The sequence below is a fragment of the Rubripirellula obstinata genome (assembly GCF_001642955.1).
GTDB lineage: Bacteria > Planctomycetota > Planctomycetia > Pirellulales > Pirellulaceae > Rubripirellula > Rubripirellula obstinata.
The window spans coordinates 1-23,632 of record NZ_LWSK01000089.1 but is presented as its reverse complement, the minus strand read 5'-3'; the positions used below and the strand labels follow the sequence as shown (position 1 = coordinate 23,632).

Genomic DNA, 23,632 nt, shown 5'->3' with positions numbered 1-23,632 from the left:
CCGCCCGCGCGTCCATGCGGGGCGTAACGCGCGGGGCGATGCCCACGCGGCTAAACGAACTAAACCGTGTTTTCCGGGACCAAAACTCTTCACGGCGTTGCGCGAAGCCCCCGGAAACAATGCGATAAACACGCTTCTGAGCCTGGAACGATGATACGTCTACGGCCGGGGCAACCTTATTCTGATTCGTCCATTTTGGTGTGGTGTCTGGAAATCAAGACGCTGCAGGGCGCGTGGCGGAGAACGTATTTTGACGTGCTGCCGAGCAACAGTTCGCCGATCAGGCTGTGACTGGTATCGCCGACCACCACCAGGTCCACCTTCTCTTCCTCAGCCGCGCGAACGATCGCGTCGCCAATGTGATCGGCAACCGTCGTTTTGGAATCGGTCTGTGGAAAACGGTCCGCCAACTGGCTTGCCATTCGCTCGGCAGTTTCACCGACCGATGCGACCTGTGATGGCGTCACCGAAATTGGCTCGGCAAGGTAGCCTTCGCCAACAAAAATATACGGACACTGGACCACACTTAAAATCGTAAAGTCGGTTCCCCGATCCAATTGCCACTCCATCAATTCAGCCGCGGCTTCTCGGGATGCAACGGATTTGTCGTATCCCACCAGGATCTTGTTCAGCGTGGGAACGTGATCCTCGCTCGGGCGTACCACCAACACCGAACTCTTTGCATACGAAGCAATACTGTCCGACACGCTGCCCAACAAGATTCGACTGATCGCCGAATGTCCTTTGGCTCCGACCACGATCAAATCATAATGCGATTGCGCCGCCAGATTCAAAAGAAAGGGGACCGTTGCCCCGGTTCCCTCAACAAACTCAACCGAATAACAACTCGGTTCCAGCGTCTTCTTTGCACGGTCCAAAATCCTTTCAACCCGATTGCTTTCTTGCTCAGTCCATTCCGGGATCCACGGCTGGATCGAGTACTGCGATGGATCGAACGAGACCGTGACCACGACGACATCGATTGAATTGGTTTGCGCCAACATCTGGACAAAGCGCACGGCTTCATCGGAGGCTTCGGAACCATCGATCGGCAACAGGATTTTCATCGCTCTGTCTCCGGAAAGTGGAAAAGTAAAAATGCAGGCAAGCGAATCTGAAACATTGCCGTATTTCGCTCCGGTCAATTCGGCGTACTTTTAAATCATCGTTTCGCCTACCTACATCATATCGCGTTTTGTTCCGCGTGGACGCGCGGGGCGATGCCTGGCCTGATGAAAATCATTGCATCGCAGCAAATTGGGCAAGCTGCACCATGGCAGACAACACAAACTGCAGCGCTGCGAAGCATTGTGGCAACAGCACATTTCCCTGATCGCCAGTATGTAGGCCGTAGCGAGCCATAGCGAGCTACGGCAATTTGCGCAACGCCGTAACTCGCTATGGCTCGCTACGGCCTACTTTCAAGGTTCGCGACAAGTGACAACGACACATTTTCATCAGCCCAGGCGATGCCCACGCGGTTAAACGATTTGCAAACTCTTCACCGCGTTGGGTGAGTCGTAAGGAACCGGCGAATTCGCAAACGCCCAGCCGCTTACGAGAACGCCCAGCTTGGAACCTGAGCATGCCGACCTGGCCAGGCTCCCTAAACGACTGTTTCAAACCGTAGCTGATCCCGCCAGGGTTCAGTTCACGATCGGATCAAGCTCGACTGACCCCTGGCGGGATCAGCTACGGGCAGGTCGTCGGCAAACTGCTAGGTCGTTCTAAAGCAGTTTCTAACGTGCCTGGGCGGGGGAACGTAACCGAACCTGCCTAGTTGGTTTCACTCCGCGGATTGTTGAACAGACTCTCGAACTCTTGCTGAATTTCGGGATGCTGGTCGGCTAGATTGTTTGATTCACCTAAGTCGGATTCTAAGTTGTAGACTTCGACGTCGGCATCTTGCCCATACCGAACTGCTTTCCAAGGACCACGTCGGGCCGCTTGGAAGATTTCGCCAATAATGCCCGAATTTGGGTCGCCGGCTTGTTTACCAAACTCCCAGTACAACGTGCGTTCAGCAACGGGAATCGGATCGTCTTTCAGCAAGCCCGCAATCGAAATTCCATTTGTCTTGACACGCGGGACGTCCAGTAACGAAACGCCCGCCAAGTCTGCGAGCGTTGGCAAGACGTCGGCAAATGCCCATGGCGTTGAATCCACACGCGGCACTGTGATCTTCCGCGGCCAATAGGCGATCATGGGAACGTGAATCCCACCGTCATAAACATCGCGTTTCATTCCTTGGTAGGGTTCCGAAGCGCGAAAGAACGTTGGGTCTCCGCCGCCTTCGTCATGCGGGCCGTTGTCCGACGTAAAGAAGATCAGCGTGTCGTCGGCGATTCCCTCGGCCTGCAACGTAGCCACGATGTCACCCACATAGTCGTCAAGCGCGGTCACCATCGCCGCCATCGTTGCGTATGGTTTTTGCACTGGTGCCGGATAGTACCAAGCGTACTTGTCGCTGGGCTGGCCCGTTTTCATTCCCGTGTAAGGTGTTTCGTCAAAAGTGTTTTCGTAGGGTTCGATGTACTGCTGCGGAGCCGCCAGTTCGGCGTGCGGTGACGAGAACATCAACGCGACCATGAACGGTTGCTGATGCGGTTTCTTGATGTAGTCGATTGCTTCTTCGGTGAATCGTTTTTGAGCGTAAACCTGTTGCTTGCCGCCTTCATTTTCTGGAATGCGAATCTTGACGTTGTCGCGATAAAGAAAGGTTGGGTATTGTCGATGGCCTTCCAAAATCGAATACATTCCGTACCAAGTATCAAAGCCCATTGCCAATGGATCGGTGACGCCCATCTGGGAACCGATGGAGTATTTTCCAAACAGCGCGGTGTCGTAACCGCCGTGCTTGAGAACGCTTGCAAACGTGACGTCGATGTCTTTGAGTTGAACTGTGTTTGAATTGTTTTCCATCAAGCGACCATCGCGACCAGTAAACAGTGACACGCGTGACGGTGAGCAAACGGTGTTGCCGGCGTAGGCCTGCGTGAAACGAATGCCCTCGGCTGCCATGCGATCCAAGTTGGGTGTCTTGATCGGCGTGTCACCGTAACAGCCCAATTGATTGAATCCCAAGTCATCCGCCATGATCCAAATAATGTTGGGGCGTTTCGTTTGCGTTGTCTCGGCAGCAACTGCCTGGACTGAAAAGAGACCAACGAACAAGAATAGCAAGAGGAAAGATGACGGTCTTTTATTCACGGGTTCGATTATTTTTTGCGTGAGGAAAGTTGAACAGAGATCCCACCAAGATACATCGAACCAAGCACCAGTGTGCGTGCATCACGCGGGCTGATTGGCTTTTGGTCCATTGTTACCAAGCCCCCCAAAGGTTACGGTTAGGCCCTCGTCGATAGACACCCGGCGGCAGTGCAACGAAAGTGAAAAGACAGTGAAACAACAGTGCAACGAAAGTGAAAAGACCGTGCAGCAACAGTGCAATAACGGTGCAACGAAAGTGAAAAGACCGTGCGGCAACAGTGCAACAACGGATGTACACGCCGTTGAATTTCGATTCGGACAAACGACTGCTGCCGCCTCACACGGACTGAAGAGCGATAGAAATAATGACTGAAGCCACGACCTCGCAATCGCCAATCCGAGTCTTGTTAATCGAGGATCGTGCTCAGGATGCTGAGTTTATCGAAATGATGCTGAAACGGTCGCCGGAGATTACTGTGACCGTTCAGCAGGCGACGACGTTATCGAAAGCGGTCGACGCATGCCACGTGATGTCGTTTGACGTCATGTTGCTGGACTTGGGATTGCCGGATAGTCCCGGCGTTGAAGCGGTCACGACGCTACGAACTCATGCTCCAGAAATACCGATCGTGGTGCTGACGGGCGACGATCGTGATCAGACTGCGATCCAAGCGATCAATGCCGGGGCACAAGACTATTTGCCCAAACAACATGTCGTTGGTTCGCTGCTTGCTCGAATCCTGAAACACTCAATCGCAAGGCAATTGCGACTCAACCGAGCGAACTTGGATGCCCTGATCGATTCGCTGACCGGAATAGGCAATCGCCGGTCGTTCGATAGCGAACTCGATCGACGGATCAGCGACTTTACCCGCCATCGTTTTCCATTCTGCATCGCTCTTTTTGATATCGATAACTTCAAAGGTATCAATGATCAGTGGGGACATTCGATCGGAGATGCGATTATTAAATCCGTTGCTGAGGCGATCTCTTCGCGCGGCAGAAAGTCGGATCACTTCTCGCGGTATGGTGGCGAAGAGTTCAGCGTTGTGATGCCGATGACGCCGATCGATGGTGCCACGTTGGCCGCACGCCGCTGTGTCGCCAGAACCAAACTAGCGAAGGCTACCGAGCATCATTTGAGTGTGACGATCAGTGCGGGACTAACCCAAGTCGCCAAGTCCGATACGGCCGAGTCCATTGTTGAACGAGCAGACGCGGCGCTTTACGAAGCGAAAAGAAGAGGCCGAGATCGATTAATCGTCAGCCATCAAGGGAAGTTCATCGAAGTTGAATCGGGACCTGATGATGAATCAGAACTTAGCGACGTATCATCATGCGATTCCTAGAACATGCCCGTGAATTCAGAGTAGATCCATTTAACGGCACCCTGGATTCGATCCGACGTTCCCAGTTGTTCACCGAGTCCTGGTAACGATAACCCCAAGAACAACACGATCACGAATCCGCCGAATCCAGCGGCCGACGTGGCTGAACCCGACATCTTGCCCACTGAAAATCTGGAGAAGAATGGCGTATGGAATACGGGTTCGGGTGTCAGGTCACGCATCCGACGCAATCCAATTTGAATGAATCCGCCTGGTGCGTTGTAAAACCATTGGCCGATCACTTCCAAACGGCTTCCGTCAAATTCAAGAACCCATGGTTCACCCATCCGCAGGTTTTTGGCGTCCTTGTCGCGAACCAAAACGGTGAAGCCGTCGATTGATGATTCTTGGACTTGGGCGCACGTCTTCCGTCGCCCAGCACGGATCGTTGCCTTGCTGCACTCTTCCGGAATTTGGCAACGAAAGTAATCCACTTTCTTTTCTTGATCGCCGTCTTGGGCTTGGGCATTCAATAGTGCGGTCATCGAAACAAAGCTCCGCGTGGACGCCAAAGGACGCCGGTGTGATTAGTCGGGGTGAAAGTTGCGAACTAAGGATCAGTTCGTAGCGGAAGCCTACCCCTCATTTCTTGCTCAGGCGTCAAACTTTAGTCAATCGACCAAAGCTTTCAAGAAAAGACTGCCGGATGCCGTGAACCTGTAACGATTGACAAGCCTGTGACTACGATTCCGATCAATTGCATTAAATGCATTGTGAGCTGTCGAGCTAATACTGAAAGTGCAATCACTGTTTGATCCATCTTTTCGGCCTCGCTCAATTTCCATGATCCGATCCGGTTCTTTTTCGATCCTGCTTGCGATGTGCCTGCAAGTTACTGCGATGGCTCAAGATCCGGACGCAGTCGCGCGTGAATTGATGTCGCGAATGCGAATCGCCAATCGTCCAAACGCAGTTCAACCGACATCTGGCACGCCGCACTGGCAAACACCGCACTGGCACGCCAGCGCGGATCCGCATCAGCAACATGTCCATCCTGGTGCCTCCGCCACCACAACGCCTCGCCCGCTTCGATTGTCTTTACGAAGTTCATTGTCGGATGATTTGCTCGGGGATGATCTGCTAGGGGATGATCTGCTCAGTAACGACTTGCTTGGCGATGACTTGCTGTCGCCAAAGGGCGGATTAGATGACGACCCGCTGGCGAATCTTGGTGCGGGCGATGCCGCCAAGCTCTTGGAAAAAAGTAAAGCAGCCCAAGCCGCTGGGAAAGATCCTCACGATGGATTGTGGACAGACGATTGTTACCCGTCCGCTGAATCGTGTCGTCAATGCCACCCAACGCACTACGAAGAATGGCGGGCCAGCGGTCATGCCTATTCAGCCGTGTCGCCCATGTTCCAGCGATTCGAACAGGCGATGATTGAATATACCGAAGGAACCGTCGGCAGCTTTTGCAATCGATGCCACCTTCCCGTTGGCACTCAACTAAAAATCCCTCGCGACCATAGCATCTTAGAAGCACCGCCTGTCGTTCGCGAAGGCGTGACCTGCATCGCGTGCCACCGCATCAACGAACACTACGGCCGCAGCAGCAATGGTGATCGCCGGATCGAACCGGGCAACATTCATGCACCGGTCGGCGGAACGTCCGGCGGGCATGGTTTGCGAGACGCATTGTCGCAAGCGGATAAGTTGAAGCTGAAACCCGAAGCGGGAATGAAGGGACCGGGGCAAGAAATCCACGGCTCAAGTTATTTCTTCAAACCACTTTCCAACAGTGACGTCTGCATTTCCTGTCACCAAGTCGCCGTGCATCCGGGGATCTCGCTGGAAGTCGTTCATGCTCAGTATCGAGCCGGACCTGCGCACGCCAAGGGAATCAGTTGCGCTGATTGTCACATGGGTGCCGTGCCGGGCAAACCGGATGGTTACGCCTGGGGACATTGCGCGACGATCAACGACAAACCGTTTGGCGAACCCCGCAAACACGCCAACCATAGTTTTTGGGGACCGGGATACTCGATCGCGCATCCGGGCATCTTTCCGCACAATCCCAAAGCAAAACAATTCACGCCTCGTCAGTGGCTGACGTTTGATTACCGCGCCGGTTGGGGAACCGAAGAATTTGAGCGAACGGTCGATCCCAATGCTGTCTTCCCCGCACCATGGGATAACGCTGATGATCGTCGCGATGGTCGAAAGATCGTGGATGCGAACATGAACCGAGCCCAACTAAAACGAGGCGCTGCGGTGATGACGATGGAAGCGGCTTTGAAGGTCAAAGGACCGCATTTCCACACGGATCCGCGTGCCGGAAGTCCGCTAACGGTTTCGTACAAGGTCAGTAACGCCAGCGAGGGTCACAACCTGACGACCGGATCCTTGGGGGCTCAGCCTCAATTGTGGATGAACGTCGTTCTGATCAACCCGAGCGGAAAACGAGTTTGGGAAAGTGGTTATTTGGATCGAAATGCTGACCTTGCCGACATGCATTCGGTGGAAGTCGCCAAAGGTCGATTACCACGCGACAAGGATCTGTTCAATTTGCAAACTAAGTTCCTGATCAGCAACATTCGCGGAACCGATCGTGAAGTCGCACTGCCGGTCAATTTCAGCATCGATCAATTGGGTTTCTTGCGGCCTGGTGCCGTTCCCGTCAGCGTTTTGAATCACCCGCCATTCATTCGCATGGAAGCGCATTCGATCGCGCCGCTGGACCATCGCAATCCCAAGTTTCGCATTCCCGCGTCCGCGGTTCGCCAGAGAGGCACGTACCGATTGAGCGTTCGGATGCGAAGTCGTACCGAGCCAATGTACTTTATGCGTCAAATCAAAAGTACGCCTGACATGATTCGTCGAATGAACGAGAACATGTTAGAGCTTTGCAACAGCAGCCACACATTCATGGTGAAGTAATGATGTGTGTGTGCAATCCAAAAACAATCAACCAAAGTCAGAAGCCAAGTGGGAACGATCAGCCCAGAGGGCGACATATCTTTGCCGGTGGCGTTTGCCACCGGGAATCCGAAATCCTTTGCCACCGACGGGCAATACGCTTTGTTCTGTCGGCGATTGGTTTCTTCTTAGTTGCGACAACAATAAACGATTTGTCAGCGGCCAGCCCCGATAAAACTAACCAAACCAATTCAGCAACAACTCCAACCCGATTACCAGTCGCACCACGATTGACCAAGCATCGATCGGTTGTCAGCCAAGCTGGGAAGTTAAAGCTGGTTGAAAAGAGCGTTGAGTTCCGTACTGCATCAACGCGGATGAGCACCGGCTTGCAATACAACTTCGTTGACGCATTGCCGAGCTACTTGCCCGCAAGTCAAGCTGCTGCTGATAAGAAATCGACTGCGACGATGAACGGTTTCAACGCACATGGCGATCGGCCGCGTGACGATCATCGGGTTACGTTCCCGAATGACTTCTCGCCAACGCCGCTGCCAAGCGATTCGATGTATCACGATGGTGATCGCGAGCAGTGGGTTTACGACAGCAAACGCAACGTACCGACTCAGCATCCTTGGGTGGAATGGGGACGCATTTTTTACGGCGACGGGATCACTCCGCGCGGTAAAAATTGGTTCGGCGAATACAACATGGTCCGGCCGGAATTTTATGTGTACGGTGACTTTCGTACCGGCATTGGGGCGGGGCGAAACGCGGGTGGTCGGACGGACAACTTTGCCAACCGGCTAAACCTTGATATGGATCTGCAACTGACCGACGGCGGGCGGTTCCATGGATTCGTTGGACCACTTGATGATGGCGGAGCGTTTACAAGGTTTGAACGTGTTGCCGGTGACCTGCGGTTTCGAAACGAAATCGACTTCACACCTGTGACTGGTTTCTACGAAGGCGACTTGGGGCCAATCATCGGTGGTTTGACCGGCCAATCATCTCCGTTTGAACTGCCGATCACCATTGGCTTGGTGCCGCTGCTTTTCCAGAACGGTATTTGGATGGAAGACGCGGTGACCGGTGCTGCGTTCGCGCTGCCTGCTCGGCACAGCAAGTTGCTGAACTGGTCCAACTATGACGCAACGTTCTTCGCCATCTTTGATCAAATCAATTCGCAAGCGTTCGGCGCGGACGAAAACGCGGCTCAGGCGTTTGGCACCGCTTGGTTTATCGATGCCTACGGCGGGTACATCGAAAACGGCTACGCCTTCGTTCGCGATCGAAACGATCCCAGTCGCAGCTATCACAACATCACCGCAAGCTTTACGCGTCGTTACTTTGATCGAATCAGCAATAGTGTTCGCGTGATCGTCAACGCTGGCCAAGATGGGCCTCGTGCCGACCGCACGGCCGATGGAACTTTGTTGCTGGTTGAAAACAGTTGGATCACCAGTGCTCCGCTGACGTTTGTGCCCTATGCAAACTTTTTCGCTGGCTTTGGCAATCCGCAATCGGTTGCTCGTGCTGGAATTTCAGGCGGCATCCTGCGGAACACGGGAATCAACTTTGACACTGACGGGCTGAATGGCTTTGCAACGTTGGACCCGACCGGCAACAACACTGCTGGCGGCAGCGTCGGAGTGGATTTGATTGGTGACGATCTTGATCGGCAGTTGTTGTTGGAAATGACGTACTTAACGCCGCACGGTGATGGCAACCCGCTGGTACCGAAAGACCAATTTGCACTGGGCAGTCGTTATCAGTTCCCGATATCGCATCGAACTCTGCTAAGATTCGATGTCATGCACGGCTGGCGTCGTGGTCTCGACAATGTTTACGGGACTCGGATGGAATATCGTTGGAAGTTTTGATTTGATCCCGAAGCCCGCACCCCTATCGGTTCTGTACGAAGACAACCATTTGCTGGTGATCGACAAACCGGCTGGCATTGCAACGATGGGCGCTGAATCGGGGCCGACGCTGCACTCGATGGCGGCCGATTACATTCGGCGGAAATACAACAAGCCTGGCAAAGTCTTTGTCGGCATCGTCAGTCGGCTGGACACCGTCACGACTGGCGTGATCGTGATGGCTCGGACCAGCAAAGCAGCGTCTCGATTGACACCTCAATTTGCGGCCAAGGATTCAAAGGGCAAAACGGTCGGAGCCGACAAGATCTACCTTGCCGCGATTCCCGGCCACCTTGAACCGGAAACAGGTTCGTTGACCGATTGGGTGTACAAGGATGATGACGCTCGGCGAATGCGAATCACCAATGCGAATCGTGATCAGGCGAAACAGGCTCAGCTTCGTTACGTCACGGTTGCTAAAAACGATCAGGCAACGCTGCTTGCGATTCGTTTGATCAGCGGCCGCAAGCATCAAATCCGTGTCCAATTGGCTGATCGCGGACTACCAATTTTTGGTGATCGAAAATACGGCAGCAAAGAAGGGTTTGCGTCACCGGGGATAGCACTGCACAGTTGGAAATTGTCCATCTCGCATCCGACGCTGAAAGACAGACGACGTTGGACGGCGGAACTTCCGCGGTCTTGGAAAGCACTCGGTTTTCCGGCCGGTTGTCTCAGCGGGTTTGATGAGCAATTCTAAATCGTGAACTGAACCATGGTGCCGTGAAGGAATTCTGAACTGTTTAACCGCGTGGGCATCGCCCCGCGCGTCCACACTTCCCCGAACGCGAGGGGCGATGCCCACGCGGTTAAACGATTTGGAAACTCTTCATGGCGTTGGACTGAACCCTGGCGGGATCAGCTACGTTTTAAACAACCTTTAAGGAATCTTGCCAATCAACACGCCGCGTGCCAACAGCGAAACCTCTTTTTGCCCGTCTCGAATTGTTTCTGGCGGACAGACTGGCGTGGATCGTGGTGCGCTTGATGCGGCGATTGAGTTGGGGATCCCGCACGGTGGATGGTGTCCAGCACGGCGGATGGCCGAAGACGGCGCGATCCCGGATCACTACGATCTTCAAGAAAACGGCGTCGCAAACTATCCCGCTCGGACGCGCCAAAATGTCGTGGACAGCGATGCAACCTTGATCCTACACAGCGGATTCATTGGCGGCGGCACGCGACTGACTAAAAAGATGTGCGAACAAGCATCGAAGCCGTGCTTGATGCTCTCCATCCATGAAGACGATCTACAAGATCGGTTGGTTCAGTGGCTTGCACGAGAACGTCCGGAAACACTGAACGTCGCCGGATCACGCGAATCATCGTCGCCAGGTATCCAACAACGAACCAAAGAAGTTCTCGTCGGCTGCCTTAACGATTCAAATTTGTGAACCAGTCGTTGTCTGTATTGGGGCGCTGTATTGAGGGCCGTGTTGAGGGCCGTATTGGGCGGGGCGAAATACGGCGTCATTGGCATTGCCGTAACTCGCTGGAAGCTCGCTACGGCCTACTTTTGGGCAGTCACTTGTTGGTCGTCAAGGTCGTTAGCGGTTGACCATCGACTGGCAGCGGGCGGCTGGCTTGTTTTCTGGGGCGATGCCCTTGCTTGATTGCTTTCATTTTGTCGATGTTTGCGCAGAAGGTTTCAATTAGCGCGGGGTCCCATGATTCGCCTGCGCTGCCTTGCAGAATGCTGACCGCTTTTGCGATTGGCATTCCGTCACGATAAGGCCGATCGCTGGTCATCGCATCAAACGCGTCGCACACGGCAAGAATTCGGCCATCGATAGGAATCTTGTCACCGGCAAGCCCGTCGGGATACCCGTTTCCGTTGTATTGTTCGTGGTGATACAGAACGCCTGGCAGCACGTCTCGAAGTGCTTCCAGTTCATGCAAAATTCGCCAGCCCGCGTCGGTGTGAGTTTCGATGATGGCACGTTCGTCATCGTCAAGACGTCCAGGCTTTTGCAGCACGCCATCGGGAATCGCAATCTTTCCAATGTCGTGCAATAGGCCGGTCAGGTAAATCCGCTCACAAGCTTCTTCTGGTTGACCAGCCAAGCCAGCTAAGCAGCGAGCAAACCGGGCGACTCGTTCGCTGTGGCCGCAGGTGTACGGGTCGCGTGCTTCGACTGCATTGACCAAGGCTCGGACCACATCGGTGAACAACTCTTCCTTCTGTTTAATCAACCGAGTGTTATGCAACTGGGCAGCCAGTTGGTTCGTTGCGGTTTCCAACAACGAAGCTTGGACGGTCGTAAAACCCAACTGAGCCCAGGGCGTGTCTTCGGTCAATTCGCTGCAGCGGTTGCAGGCGATCAACCAACCGTGCAGTCGTCCTTCGCTGCGGCATTGAACCAGCACATATTCACTAAGTGCTTCGTCGTCGATGACGTGATCAAAGGCGTTGATTTTGTTCCGCACGACGGGTTGGAAAGACGCTTCTTTGCGGTGCGCCGTGATCAGTTCAGCCAAACGCTGGTCGCTGGTCACCTGCGATCCTGACCACCAAGTCGTTGCAAATTTTGATGCGTCATGCTCATCAACGAACACAGCAGCAATCGAGGTTGCACCGATTCCGCCGGCCAAAGGAATCAGCGAACGTGAACAGAGATCGTCTAAGCTGATTCCGCCCGAGGGCAATTCCATCACGGACGAAAGCGAACGAATCAGCGATAGTTCTTCAAAGTCATTGACGACCTGCATCGTCAATGCGTCATTTTCAGCTTGAAGTTCTGCTCGCTGGTTTGCGGATTCGATCAATTCAACGATCGTGCGAGCGTGTTGCAGCGAACTCTGAGCGGTTTCGAGATTGGATTCCCAACAGGCAACCGAACCATCCGGCAGTTGCAAACCAATCTCACAGCGGTCTGACGTTTCGCAATCGTTGTTGTCGATCGATGTAATCGCTGACTGTTCGTCCGATTCGCAAACCATGTCAACGATTTCGGAACGCAGCGGGTCTTGCTTTTCCCAGCGATTCACTTCCATGCCCAACCGACGACCGAGCTCTTTGCAAAGCATGGACGCTGGGCATTCCTTCGGTAGATGGGCGGTATTTGTCATTCTGTTAGGTTCGCGAGAAACGTTGATCGGTTCGCTGGCTTCGTTTTACTACGAAACAACCACCGGAGTTTCCATCGCTTCGTTGACAGCCGCAATGACTGTTTGCGGGCTAAATGGCTTTGAGAAAATCATGCCAATGTTTAACTCTTCCGCGATCCCGGTTGAGGACAGTTCCATTTGGCGGCCAGTGACCAAGAAGAAAGGGATCTCTGAATCGCGGTCGCGAATGTTGCGGCATAGTTCGACGCCAGTCATCCGCGGCATTTCTTGGTCGCTAACGACTGCAACGAACGTTTGGTTTTGAAACGCTTCCCAGGCCGCCATCCCGTCATTGCAGACGATGGGCGTAAAGCCGCAGCTCTTAAATTTGAACGATAGAACTTTTGCCAATCCTGGATTGTCTTCTGCGATCAAGACGTAAGGAGGTTCGATCATGGTAATTTTGTTGGAAGTAGTACGTGGCGACAACAGAGACTAAACGCTGACAGATTCGACGGATGGAACAGGCGTCAATTCGCCCTCGGTATCACATCGGTCGGTTTGATTTTCTGGTTCAGACGATAGTTCGCCTATCATGTCACAGAATTTGCTAATCAATTCAGGGTCGTGCATTCCTTTGAAAGCACGGTCACGAAGGATTTCAACAGCCTCGGCATTCGTCTTGGCACGTCGGAACGGTCGATCGTTCGTTAGCGCGCTGTACACATCGACGATGCCTACGACTTGTGCTTTCAGCGGAATGGCATCACCGCGAAGGCCATCGGGATAACCGGTGCCGTCGAAATGTTCTTTGTGATGCCGAATGATTGGCAACACAGGACGAAGTGGTTGTAGAGGTCCGCAAATGTCACAGCCAACGCGTGGGTGTTGATGAAACAGGGCTCGTTCGCGCGGCGTTAGTGGACCGGTCTTTTCCAGAATCGAATCAGGAATTGCAATCTTGCCAACGTTGTGCAGGATCGCTCCGTAGCGAAGCATCTTCAATTCAGCAGAATCCATGCCCAGAAGTTTTCCAAACTCAACCGCGACGTTTGCGACTTGTTCGACGTGGCCACTGCTATAACCATCTTTGCTGGAAACTGCTCGGGCAAGACTCAACGCGACGCTTTCAGCGCCGATCATTTCTGAATTGCCGCGATGCATGCGGGTGATCGAGCGAATGCGTACTTTCAATTCACCGCGGCTGATGGGCTTGCTAAGAAATTCATCGGCACCGGCTTCGACCGCTTCGTTAATGTCTTCATTGGCGTCCGAGGAAGTCATCACGATAACGGGAATGGTGCGGTATTGCATGTCGCTTTTCAGACGACGAACCACTTCCAGGCCATTGATCCCCGAAATTCCGGCGTCAATCAAAATCGCGTGAGGCTCGGGGCGTTGCATCGCCAATTTCAGAGCTTCGTTGCCGTCACCGGCTTCAATGATTTCATAATCCTCATTCGCCAATCCGTGACGCAGCAACTTACGAATCGTGGAATTCGAATCAGCCACCAGGATTCGCATTTTCTGAGCCGTATCCGCCGCGGCTTGCGCAAACGTCTCGGAAATGCCTTCGTCGAGGCATCCGGCTTCATTTTGTTGAATTGATTGAGTTTCGTCGTGCATGGCTAAATCTTTTGAATGAATTTGAATTCAAATCGTTCGATGAGTGGGGTTTGATTGGCGTTGAATACCAATCGGCCGCAAACGTTAAACGCCTGCGAGGTCTAGTTGCATGTCGGGGCGTGGTGCCTGATGGCTGGCCGAGAGTTCTTCTTCGGAGGAAGCAGCTTCGGCCTCCATTGGCAACGACACTGTGAACATCGTTCCGGTGCCGACGACGCTTTCGACGTCAATTTCGCCACCGTGCAATTCAGACAAGTGCTTGATAATCGCCAGGCCCAATCCAGTGCCAATGCCCTGGTCGGCAACAGCCGCTTGGTAGTAAGGTTCAAACAGATGCTTCAGGTGCTCCGGTGCAATCCCGCGTCCTGTATCGCGTACGCTGATTCGGAACTTGGATTTTTCGTCAGGTCGGATGCGAACGATAACGCTGCCACCATCGCTGTTGTACTTGATGGCGTTGGACAGCAGGTTCAACAAAATTTGACGCAGGCGAAGTGGGTCTGCAATCACTTCGCTAAGTCCTGGATCGACCTGAGCGGTGACACTTACACCGGCTGCGTCGGCACGCGGGGTGACCATCGTGACGCATTGATCAACCAGTTCAACCAAAGCGACCGGTTGAGGCGAGATGCGGATCATGCCGGCTTCTGCCTTGGCGTAGTCAAGAATATCGTTGACCAGATCTAACAGGTGTTTGGCAGCCTTGTCGATGTCGCCGATAAATTCATGTTGATCGTCGGTCAGTTTGCCCGTCGATCCGTCTAGCAGTGTTTCACTGATTGCCGTGATCGTGGAAAGTGGGGTGCGGACTTCGTGTGAGGTTTGACGAAGGGCTTCTGCTCGCATTGCAATGAGTTGTTCCTGAACCTTCGCCTGCAACGCTCGCTTCTTTTCGTCCGTCTGCATTTGGTAACTGATCATCATCAAACGAATCGTCAGATAGATCAGGGCTCCCAAGCCCAACATGTCGCGAAGCGCGTCAAAAATTGGGTGCCAATTGTCTGGGCGTGCTTCGTAATAGAGCTGCGCAAACATGGTGGCTGCGACGACGCACACGATGGCCGATGCAAGGCCGATGGCGCGACGCTTGACGAGCGCATACGCGGATCCCACGGCAGCCAGGTAGTACAGAATCAGAACCATTCGGTCTTCGAACGCGATGGTATGCATCAGCCCAATGAAGACGATCGCTAACGTAAAAATACCGACGTCAGCGTTGAATACGCGTTTGCTAAGGAAAGCTCTGGATTGCATCGAACAATGCTCCGTGAATCTGTATGGATTAAGCAGCCGATGATTAAAATTCGGCCACGAAACTCTACAATGCACTTAGCAGCAGGCCTGTCTTTTGGTAATTCGCGCCCCCGGCTCGCCCAAAAGGAGGGAGAAGATTGACGATTAGACGGATCATAGGTTCAGTACCGGGCCCCTTAGCCGCTGAGCATGGTCCGCGCAAACCATCCCATCATCAAACCTCGCACAGTCCATAAAATGGTTCGAATCCAATTGGTGCCGACGAGTCCGCGATACGCGGCGTCGCTAAACCCCTTTAGCAATTGGTTGTGGTAGGGGATTTGAAGAAACGCGGTCGACATCCAGATCGCGACCACCAATGCCAATCCAATCCAGGCTGCCCAACGCGGAAATCCCGCTGGCGACAGCAAGACCAATCCGGCTGCTGATAAGATTTCCACCAGCATCGGAATCGCGACGATTGGGGTGATCAGTCGCCCATGATCGGTCTCATACCTGACAAACTGTTCCGGCCCAACGCGGTCCATCAAGTTGTAGTGGACAATCTGAACCATCCAGATCAAACCCACCATGTACCAAGTCGCCAACAGGTTGACCAAGAAAACCGTGTTTCCGTTCATTGATGATTTCCACGTTGTCCAATGAGAGATTGTTTTAAAAGGTAGCTGATCCCGCCAGCGTCCAGTCGCGTCCAGTCCAACGCCCCAAAAAAATTGTTTAACCGCGTGGGCATCGCCCTGAAGGGATTCTAAATTGTTTAACCGCGTGGGCATCGCCCCGCGCGTCCATGCGGCGCGAAACGCGCGGGGCGATGCCCAACGCGGTTAAACGAACTAACACGTGATTTCTGGGACCAAAACTCGTCACGGCGTTGGGGTCAGTCCACGATCGGATCAAACTCGACTGAACCCTGGCGGGATTAGCGACGGGCAGGTCGCTGGCAACGCCCGAAGTCGTTTTAAAGCTGAACCGATTTCAAACGGTTGCGGCCCAGGCTGTATTGGAAGAAGGATTCCAAATCGGTGAAACGAAACTGGTAACCAGATTGAATCAGTTTTGCTGGTTCGACTCGCGTGCTTGAAAGCAGCAAGTCATCAGCCATTTCGCCAAGAGCCAAACGCAACGCAAACGCCGGTGCGGGAAACAGGGCCGGACGACCGAGCACTCTTCCCAGCGTCTTGGCGAAATCCCGATTGCGGACGGACGCGGGGGCAACAAAATTGACCGGGCCGCTGACCGATTCCGTCGCCATCGCGTGGTAGAGCGCACCGACAACGTCATCCAGCGCCATCCAACTCCACCACTGTTTTCCATTTCCAAGTGCCCCGCCCATCAACTTTGCCGGCGTCAACGTCTTTTGAAGTGCGCCGCCGCTGGGTGACAGAATGATGCCGAACCGGGCATTCACCACTCGGATACCAGCTTCGATCGCCGGTTGGCATGCTGCTTCCCATTCCTTGGCGACCTCGGCTAAGAAATCGTCATGCGGCGCGGAGTCTTCGTTAAGAACTTCTTCCCCACGATCGCCGTAAATCCCAGTCGCCGATGCACAGATCAATACTTTCGGTTTGTTGTCCAGCGATGCAAGCGATTCGCAAAGCTGACGCGTCTTGATGACACGGCTGTCTCGAATTTCGCTCTTGATTTGGTCAGTCCAACGTGCCGACGCAATCGATTTTCCTGCCAAGTGAATCACAGCATCCACGCCGTCAAACTTGGCGGCTTCCTCGGGCGAAGACCAAGCAGCAATGCTGGATTCATCTTGATCAGGTGATCGCACAATCGGATGAACCCGGTGCCCCAGCAACGTCAACAACGACGACATGCTGGATCCCACCATCCCCGAACTGCCGGAAACCGCAACCCGCATGGCCTCGATTGGATGATCGGTGCTCAACTGCAAATCGTCTCGCGTGATTCGATGCCGATACGCAAACATTGCTTCGATCGTTTTTCGTGCCTTGCCCGATCCAAATATGCGACCAAGCTGCCCCATCGGCAAACGGTACCGAATATGATCGCGAAGTTGAGAGCCGCCCGCGTCTGAATCCGACTTGAAAAATTCGTGGCGATGGTCCCAGGAAGCAAACGGTCCGGAAACCTGAGTGTCGGCGAACAGGTTGGGCGGATCGTATTCGGTATGCTCGGCGACCCATCGCAGCGGGACGCCCATGACTTTGGTTTTCATCACGACACGACTGCCGACCGCTAAACTATTGTCGCTGTGTTCCAGTTCAACGGATTCCCATGGCGGCACCAATCGCTGCAACGCCCCGGGACGATCGTGATAAGCGAACGACTCTTCGATCGGTGTGGGCAAATTCGTTTGCGCGATGTAGTCGGAACATTGGTCGTGGTTAGATTTGGTCATAGCTGTTTATCGTTGCGTCAGGTCAAGCCTACAAGATCAATCGTGCGAAAGATCTGATCCAGTTTTCACAAAAGTCGCTTGCAGGTTGCTCGTGAGAATGCTAATATAGACGAAGCGTCTTATTTAGATCGTTTTGATTCAGGGGCGGTGATGGTGAAGCATAACGAAAGCGAGTCCATTGACCCGATAGCTCTGCATCCGCAACGCGGCGGGTTAAAGCTGGGCGATCAGGATCTGGCGTCTTTGTTGGATGAGATTGTTTACGCAGTCCGAAACGAACTGCCAATCGTCGACACGATGCAGCGACTGGGGAACGATCGCCTAGGGCGACTGGGACGCGCGGCAAAGCAAATCGCCGGGCACCTGGAAACCGGCGGCAGTATCTCCGATGCGATCCTGCTGATCAAATCACCCTCCGCAAAAGTTGTCGCAGCCGCGCTTTCGCCGACCGGTCAATCAACAGAACCCGGTGGAGCCCGCAGCAGCGGAATCGGTAGCATCAACGCCGATCTTTTGGGGATGCTTGCTTCGCGAATTCGGTCACGGTGCGATGCCGCCCGAATCTCGCGGTTGATGTGGTTCTATCCGTTGATCTTGGTTGCGATCGCCTACGCAACGGTGTTGTTTGTTGTCGTTCCTTTGGTTAGCGAATACCGCTTTCATATCACCGATCAACCACTCGGCATTCGCTGGCCGAATTGGCTAACCCAAATTGCTGATTGGCTAGGCGTTTATCCCTGGCTTACACCCGTGGTGATCATCGTGACATTGATCGTTGGCTGCTTTCTAATCAGCCGGCGTCCAACCTTTGGATCGTCCACGCGGAAGAGCATGTTTTGTCATGCGCTGGCGGATCAGTTAAGCCACGACGTTCCTGAATCTGATGCGATCCTGGTTGCATCATCGTTGTCGGGCTATTCGGTTGCGGATTCTGGCACGAATGCTGATCTCTCGTTAAGCGATCCGCCGATCAAGCAACTGCTAAACAAAGTCGGTGGAATTAGTCAGTCGGATCAGTCGGATCACGAAGAGAATTCGATGGAAGAGTCCTCGCGGCTTCGCATTGTCAGTTCCACTGCGCAGCTTCGTTACCTGGGCAATCTGTATCAGTTTAATGCTCGGCGGCAACAAAGATTCTGGTCCATTGTGATCCCACAACTTGCGACGGTTCTGTTCGGATTGGTCTTCATGGCCAGCTACGTCTGGTTCGTGATCGGGCCGATTTATCGCGAGGTGGCCCAATGGTAAAGTTGAATGCGATGGTAAACGAAGCTTCTCTGATCCGTTCCGATCCGGTTTACCGACGGCTCGTCGAAGTCGTGCCAGACAAACACTGCCGTGCTCTTGATCAGGATGGTTTTGATCAGAACGCCTCTGGACAGAACCTGTCGATCAAAGAGCGATCGTTTTCCTGGATCGATCGGCAGGAAACACGACTGCAAATGCGACGCACCGCCACACGATGCACGTTGGGTGCGTGGGCGATGATGACTTTCATTGCGATTGCCAGCAGCATCGTTGGGTTCGTCTTTCTGAACAACGCGACAGAATTATTTGCGATGGAAGAAAGCTATTTCAACATCGAACCAGCTTCACAGAGTTCTCGCAGTGTTCCTCTGCTGTTGGCGATCACGGGAACGGCGTTGCTGGTTGTCGGTGGGATTGCTTTCTTGGTGCGTCGATTCCCCGGGCTGCGATCGACTCAATCAAGTATCGATTGGGCGACGGCCAGTGACGCGGTTGCCCAGTTGTTGGCGACAGGTTGTTCGTACGATGAATCGTTTCGCAAAGCACACGAGTTGATGCCCAGAAAGATCTTTGGTTTCGGTTCCGAATCCGATTCAGCGGCGGCGTGGTTGAAAGCCGCCACCCAGCGGGTCGAAGAGGGGCGAGAAGTGTTTGAGACTGGCAATGCGAAGTCGGCGGATGAACTAAAGCTTCGTCTTTTGGTGCAGTCCGATTCAACCAATCCGCGTCAACCAGAGCGATCACCGGAACGTCGTTGGCAGGCAGCCGCGGAGCATTTCATGTTGGTTGCCGAGCAGCGTCTTGGAATGTTGACACACAGCTTGCCACCGATCGCAACGATTCTGTCCGGCATCATGCTTTGGATGTCGATATCAGCAACCTTGGGTTGGATGTGGCGCAGCGTTTTAGGGCTGCTTAGGAATCTGGGAGGCGAATTATGAGCCGTACGATTCGAGTTCTGTTATGGATCATTTTGATTGCCTTGATCGGGCTGACCTTCATCGTGTTGCTGCCCTCGATTTTGGGCATTGTGCTGACGATGTTGTTGATTTTCGGTGTTTCAGATTTCATCGTTCGGCGGCGTCACAGCACTGTCGATTCGTTTAACTCGGTATTGAAAACAGTCGTGGACCACGGTGGCGACCTGACATCCGTGGCGGTTGCGTATTCGCGGTCAGGGCCGATCAGTGCCCAGGCCTATGAGTTCGCACGTCGGTTGATGATGGGACAAGAACCGTTGGAAGCCGCCGCGCGATCGCGGATTCCACTGCAGCTTTCGACCGCGGTCGCGATGCAGACCAAGGCGGACGGCGCGGGTACGAACGCTGGCAATCATTCAGCTTCCAATTCGGAAAACCCAAACTCGGTAAAACAATTTGTCGCAAAACGTCTCGACAATCCAATGGATTTGCGGTCGATCAGGTTTGCGGGCACCAACGCAGCTACCATCCATGGTCGGTTGATGTACCTGTTCATTACCGCCTCGATCACGTTGGCGGTGCTGAGCTTTATGACAGTGTTTATCAAACCACCGATGAAGAAGATGTTCAAGGAATTTGGTTTAGGCACAGACAATTTTTGGTGGCAGTTGTCACTTGCACCTGCGGTGATGGTTTACTTGCTAATCATTGGATTAATTTTTTGTTTTATCTTGCTCTCACGATCCAGTTTCCTTGGTGTCGGCTTGCCGTCTTGGTTACCAACGATGCCTCGACTTGCAATGCGAAAATCGGAATTGTTGCATGGGTTGGCCGACGCGGTAGATGTGGGCTGGCCGATAGGCCGAGCTTTGTCGGTCGCACACACGATTTCAATTGATTCTGTCCAGCGACAACGATTGCAACAAGCCATGGAATGGATCGAACAAGGTCGCTCGCCCGCCGAAGCGATCCGCTGGGCTGGATGGATCGATTCCAAAGATGTCGGATGGATCGAAGACGCCCCCAGCGGCAGGTTGGGGACGTTGTTGCGTGCCGCTGGCGATCGCCGCGTCCGTGATTCGGTGTTCAATTTGGGATGGATCATCAACCTTGTTTTTCCAGTACTCATTTTAATCTTGGCCGGTGTCGTGACGGTCTTCTGTCACGGTTTCCTATCCAGCTTGATGCAACTCATTACAGGATTAGCGTGAATCAGATGCGGTCAATTGTTTCAAATCCAGTTAGATCACGAACCGGCGGCGTCCTGATCGAAGCCATCGTCGCTTCGATGCTGTTGGTGACAGCGACCACGTCGCTAACGCGATTTGTTGTTAGCTCGCGACAGCTTGGGATCGCAGCGGACCAGCAATTGGCAGCCAAGTTGGTGACTGAAAACGCAATCGAACGTTTGCGATCGATTCCGGCAAAGGATTGGCCGGCAAACGCCGAGTCGGTTGCCAAAGCTGTCACCGAAGCCAGCGGGATCAGCACGCAAATTGAAATGAGTTCTTTTCAGATCGACCAACGTCAGGCTTGGCACGCGACCATTCGATCTCAAATTGGCAAGGACCAACTCGCTGTCCATGAAAATCATGCTTGGAAGGTCGTTCAATGATAAAGTCAGAAACTATTCAACGTCGTTGTCGGAAAGTAAGCCGCGGTGGTACCACCATCATCGAACTCGTCGGCGTGCTGGGTTTATTGCTGGTCATCGGTGCGACCTCGCATCGGTCACTTGGCAACATCACTCGCGCGAGTCAGGAAAGTCAAATGTCTCGCGCCAGCCGGTTGGAATTGGAACGGCTTGCCGCCAGCATTCGCCAAGATGGCCATTCCGCCACGAACGTCAAATCAGAAAGCGATAATCTTTTCGAGTTGAGTTCACCACAGCGGCAAGTTCGTTACCAATGGAAAACCGGCCAGCCAATTATCCTGCGTCAGGTCATCGTCGATGGCCAGCGAAAGGCGGTGGATCGTTTTCAATTGCGAGTCGGCACGACGATTGACACGCTGGTCAGCGATACGGAGACAGATCAAAAACGGTTAAGCGTTAAACTGAGCGGCGGTGGAAGCGCCGATAGGTCTAGAAGGTTTCTGATCGAGGTCGAAATATGAATCCGAGAAAACCTTTCAAACGTCAAGGGTTTGCATTTTTGATCTTGGTCTTCATGCTGTTGGTGATCGTGATGGGATGCGTGCAGATGATGATTCGACAAGAAGTGTCTCAGCAGACTTCCAGTCGTCAAAAACAGCGAACTCAGATTCTGAAATCCGCGATTGAAATCGGCGTCCAGCTAGACTTGAAAACGGGTGAATCGGTTACATTGCCCATCAGCAATGATGCCGACGCGAATGATTCTGAGCAAAAAGTATCGCTCTCATTTGACGAGTCCGCCGGAAATTGGGTCGCAACGTGGTTGAAAGACGATCGCGAAATTGATTCTTTGATTCAGAAGAAAATGAAATGAATACGAAAGCCAATCAAATGAGAGTATCCGTCATGTCGAAAACACCGTCGCTAGATTTTTGCTGTCGCAGAGCTGTGCTCCGCGTTGGTTTTACGCTGGTTGAATTGCTTGTTGTGATCGCAATCATCGGCGTGTTGACCGGGCTGGCGGTTCCCGCGATGCAGAACATGCGTGAAATTTCGCGTCGTAGTAATTGTCAGTACAACCTATCGGAACTCGCCCTCGCGCTTTCTGCTTACCAGAGTCAGCAGAGCCATTTTCCGATCGGGACGCTGGCCAGTGAAGGGCCGATTCGCAACATTCCCGAAGGCTACCATCACAATTGGCTGGAAGGCTTACTGCCAATGATGGACCTGAAGCCAATCGAACAAGTCATTGATACTAGCGTTAGCGTTTATCACCCAAAGAATGATCAAGTCAGAGCGATTCGGATGCCACGGTTGCTGTGTCCATCGGCAACAATGATTCGCGAAAACACGACTTGCTACGCGGGCATTCATGCATCAACAGAGACTCCGATTGATGAAGACAACGACGGAGTGTTTATCTTGAACCGATCGATTTCACCAGACGATATAACAGACGGTTTGGGATACACGTTGTTTGTCGCTGAAAAGCTATCGCGATTTGAAGACGATCTTGGTTGGATCAGCGGAACCAACAGCAGCCTTCGAAACGCTGGACACGCCATCAACGAAGAATTCGCTAGCCTTCGCGGCCCCGTTGATGCAGACGCGATCATTCCACCGACTTACGTTGGCGGGATTGTCAGCGATCATCCGGGTGGAGCTCACTTGTTGATGGGCAGCGGCGAGATCAAGTTTGCCAGCGAATCAATGGACACAGCAGTGCTCGCTCAAATGGCGTCCCGCGATGACGGCGAGCTACCGCTAGATTTCAAAAGCACTCAACCGCTTGAGTGACTCGTTCGCTCTTGAATTGACTGCACTTCACTTTGCTTGCTTTGTCTTTTCGGCCAATTGGGGATCAGAATCAATGGCCAAGTTATTCGCTTTTCCAGTCTGGATGATCCTCACCGAAAACTGAGGTTTTTCGCGGCATCTCACTTCTCCCATTGGGAGAGGTCGAGCCTAAGCGAGGGAGAGGGGTTGCCGGCGACCTGCCCAACGCCGTGAAGGGTTTCCAAATTGTTTAACCGCGTGGGCATCGCCCCGCGCGTTCGGTGCCGCACAGCGCGCGGGGCGATGCCTGGGCTGATGAAAATGTGTCGTTGTCAACTTGTCACGACCCTTGAAAGTAGGCCGTAGCGAGCCATAGCGAGTTACGGCGGTGCGCAAATTGCCGTAACTCGCTATGGCTC

The 23,632-nt window shown here is 53.3% G+C and carries 21 protein-coding genes; 12 read left to right on the top strand and 9 right to left on the bottom strand.

The annotated features are described in order from the left end of the window. Positions 1-176: 176 nt before the first annotated feature. Both RC85_RS18515 and RC85_RS18510 read right to left on the bottom strand, forming a co-directional pair. The gene (locus RC85_RS18515; RefSeq protein WP_068265523.1) at positions 177-1,067 is read right to left on the bottom strand and encodes a universal stress protein; all 891 of its coding nucleotides are present in this window, start codon (positions 1,065-1,067) and stop codon (positions 177-179) included. Between the two features lie 709 nt (positions 1,068-1,776). After that, a complete protein-coding gene (locus RC85_RS18510; protein ID WP_068265522.1) occupies positions 1,777-3,174 on the bottom strand; it encodes a sulfatase-like hydrolase/transferase in 1,398 nt (465 codons plus the stop codon). A gap of 401 nt (positions 3,175-3,575) precedes the next feature. Between RC85_RS18510 and RC85_RS18500 the strand changes: the two genes are divergently transcribed. Then, complete coding sequence (locus RC85_RS18500; protein ID WP_068265514.1) at positions 3,576-4,559, top strand: GGDEF domain-containing response regulator; 984 nt, start codon at positions 3,576-3,578, stop codon at positions 4,557-4,559. On the opposite strand, the gene RC85_RS18495 is transcribed toward RC85_RS18500, so the two are convergent. Further along, complete coding sequence (locus RC85_RS18495; protein ID WP_068265520.1) at positions 4,556-5,083, bottom strand: hypothetical protein; 528 nt, start codon at positions 5,081-5,083, stop codon at positions 4,556-4,558. The genes RC85_RS18500 and RC85_RS18495 overlap by 4 nt on opposite strands. Positions 5,084-5,381: 298 nt before the next feature. Between RC85_RS18495 and RC85_RS18490 the strand changes: the two genes are divergently transcribed. The 4 genes from RC85_RS18490 to RC85_RS18475 all read left to right on the top strand — a co-directional run bounded on the left by RC85_RS18490 (position 5,382) and on the right by RC85_RS18475 (position 10,770). Then, the gene (locus RC85_RS18490; protein ID WP_084422819.1) at positions 5,382-7,475 is read left to right on the top strand and encodes a multiheme c-type cytochrome; all 2,094 of its coding nucleotides are present in this window, start codon (positions 5,382-5,384) and stop codon (positions 7,473-7,475) included. Positions 7,476-7,744: 269 nt separating this feature from the next. Further along, positions 7,745-9,337 (top strand): hypothetical protein, encoded by a 1,593-nt coding sequence (locus RC85_RS18485; RefSeq protein ID WP_235033197.1) that lies wholly within the window; start codon positions 7,745-7,747, stop codon positions 9,335-9,337. Next, on the top strand, positions 9,264-10,076 hold the full coding sequence (locus RC85_RS18480; protein WP_235033196.1) for an RluA family pseudouridine synthase: 813 nt from the start codon (positions 9,264-9,266) through the stop codon (positions 10,074-10,076). Before RC85_RS18485 ends, RC85_RS18480 begins: the two co-directional genes overlap by 74 nt. Before the next feature lie 190 nt (positions 10,077-10,266). Next, complete coding sequence (locus tag RC85_RS18475) at positions 10,267-10,770, top strand: putative molybdenum carrier protein (RefSeq protein WP_235033195.1); 504 nt, start codon at positions 10,267-10,269, stop codon at positions 10,768-10,770. 130 nt (positions 10,771-10,900) lie between these two features. Here RC85_RS18475 and RC85_RS18470 read toward each other — a convergent pair whose 3' ends face one another. The 6 genes from RC85_RS18470 to RC85_RS18445 form a co-directional block, all read right to left on the bottom strand. Beyond that, positions 10,901-12,445 (bottom strand): HD-GYP domain-containing protein, encoded by a 1,545-nt coding sequence (locus RC85_RS18470; RefSeq protein WP_084422818.1) that lies wholly within the window; start codon positions 12,443-12,445, stop codon positions 10,901-10,903. Positions 12,446-12,493: 48 nt separating this feature from the next. Further along, positions 12,494-12,880, bottom strand: a complete 387-nt coding sequence (locus RC85_RS18465) for a response regulator (protein WP_068265508.1) — start codon at positions 12,878-12,880, stop codon at positions 12,494-12,496. 39 nt (positions 12,881-12,919) lie between these two features. Continuing rightward, positions 12,920-14,050: an HD-GYP domain-containing protein gene (locus tag RC85_RS18460; RefSeq protein WP_068265505.1), complete on the bottom strand. Its 1,131-nt coding sequence runs from the start codon at positions 14,048-14,050 to the stop codon at positions 12,920-12,922. 84 nt (positions 14,051-14,134) lie between these two features. Next, on the bottom strand, positions 14,135-15,304 hold the full coding sequence (locus tag RC85_RS18455) for a sensor histidine kinase (RefSeq protein WP_068265502.1): 1,170 nt from the start codon (positions 15,302-15,304) through the stop codon (positions 14,135-14,137). Positions 15,305-15,480: 176 nt separating this feature from the next. Continuing rightward, positions 15,481-15,924 (bottom strand): hypothetical protein, encoded by a 444-nt coding sequence (locus RC85_RS18450; RefSeq protein ID WP_068265501.1) that lies wholly within the window; start codon positions 15,922-15,924, stop codon positions 15,481-15,483. A 338-nt stretch (positions 15,925-16,262) separates the two neighbouring features. Further along, the gene (locus RC85_RS18445; protein WP_068265499.1) at positions 16,263-17,675 is read right to left on the bottom strand and encodes a TIGR01777 family oxidoreductase; all 1,413 of its coding nucleotides are present in this window, start codon (positions 17,673-17,675) and stop codon (positions 16,263-16,265) included. 78 nt (positions 17,676-17,753) lie between these two features. Between RC85_RS18445 and RC85_RS18440 the strand changes: the two genes are divergently transcribed. From RC85_RS18440 to RC85_RS18410, 7 genes are read left to right on the top strand one after another with little or no spacing between them, the layout of a single operon-like run. Beyond that, positions 17,754-18,923 (top strand): type II secretion system F family protein, encoded by a 1,170-nt coding sequence (locus RC85_RS18440; RefSeq protein WP_157593964.1) that lies wholly within the window; start codon positions 17,754-17,756, stop codon positions 18,921-18,923. Beyond that, entirely contained in the window at positions 18,917-19,864 is a 948-nt protein-coding gene (locus RC85_RS18435) for a hypothetical protein (protein ID WP_068265495.1), read from the top strand. The genes RC85_RS18440 and RC85_RS18435 overlap by 7 nt, the downstream gene beginning before the upstream one ends. Continuing rightward, positions 19,861-21,054, top strand: coding sequence for a type II secretion system F family protein (locus RC85_RS18430; RefSeq protein WP_068265493.1), 1,194 nt, complete (start codon positions 19,861-19,863; stop codon positions 21,052-21,054). Before RC85_RS18435 ends, RC85_RS18430 begins: the two co-directional genes overlap by 4 nt. Next, the gene (locus RC85_RS18425) at positions 21,051-21,458 is read left to right on the top strand and encodes a hypothetical protein (RefSeq protein ID WP_238383160.1); all 408 of its coding nucleotides are present in this window, start codon (positions 21,051-21,053) and stop codon (positions 21,456-21,458) included. The genes RC85_RS18430 and RC85_RS18425 overlap by 4 nt, the downstream gene beginning before the upstream one ends. Further along, positions 21,455-21,958 (top strand): hypothetical protein, encoded by a 504-nt coding sequence (locus RC85_RS18420; RefSeq protein ID WP_068265490.1) that lies wholly within the window; start codon positions 21,455-21,457, stop codon positions 21,956-21,958. Before RC85_RS18425 ends, RC85_RS18420 begins: the two co-directional genes overlap by 4 nt. Beyond that, a complete protein-coding gene (locus RC85_RS18415) occupies positions 21,955-22,311 on the top strand; it encodes a hypothetical protein (RefSeq protein WP_068265488.1) in 357 nt (118 codons plus the stop codon). Before RC85_RS18420 ends, RC85_RS18415 begins: the two co-directional genes overlap by 4 nt. Then, positions 22,308-23,234 (top strand): DUF1559 family PulG-like putative transporter, encoded by a 927-nt coding sequence (locus RC85_RS18410; protein ID WP_068265486.1) that lies wholly within the window; start codon positions 22,308-22,310, stop codon positions 23,232-23,234. Before RC85_RS18415 ends, RC85_RS18410 begins: the two co-directional genes overlap by 4 nt. The last annotated feature ends 398 nt before the right edge of the window (positions 23,235-23,632 follow it).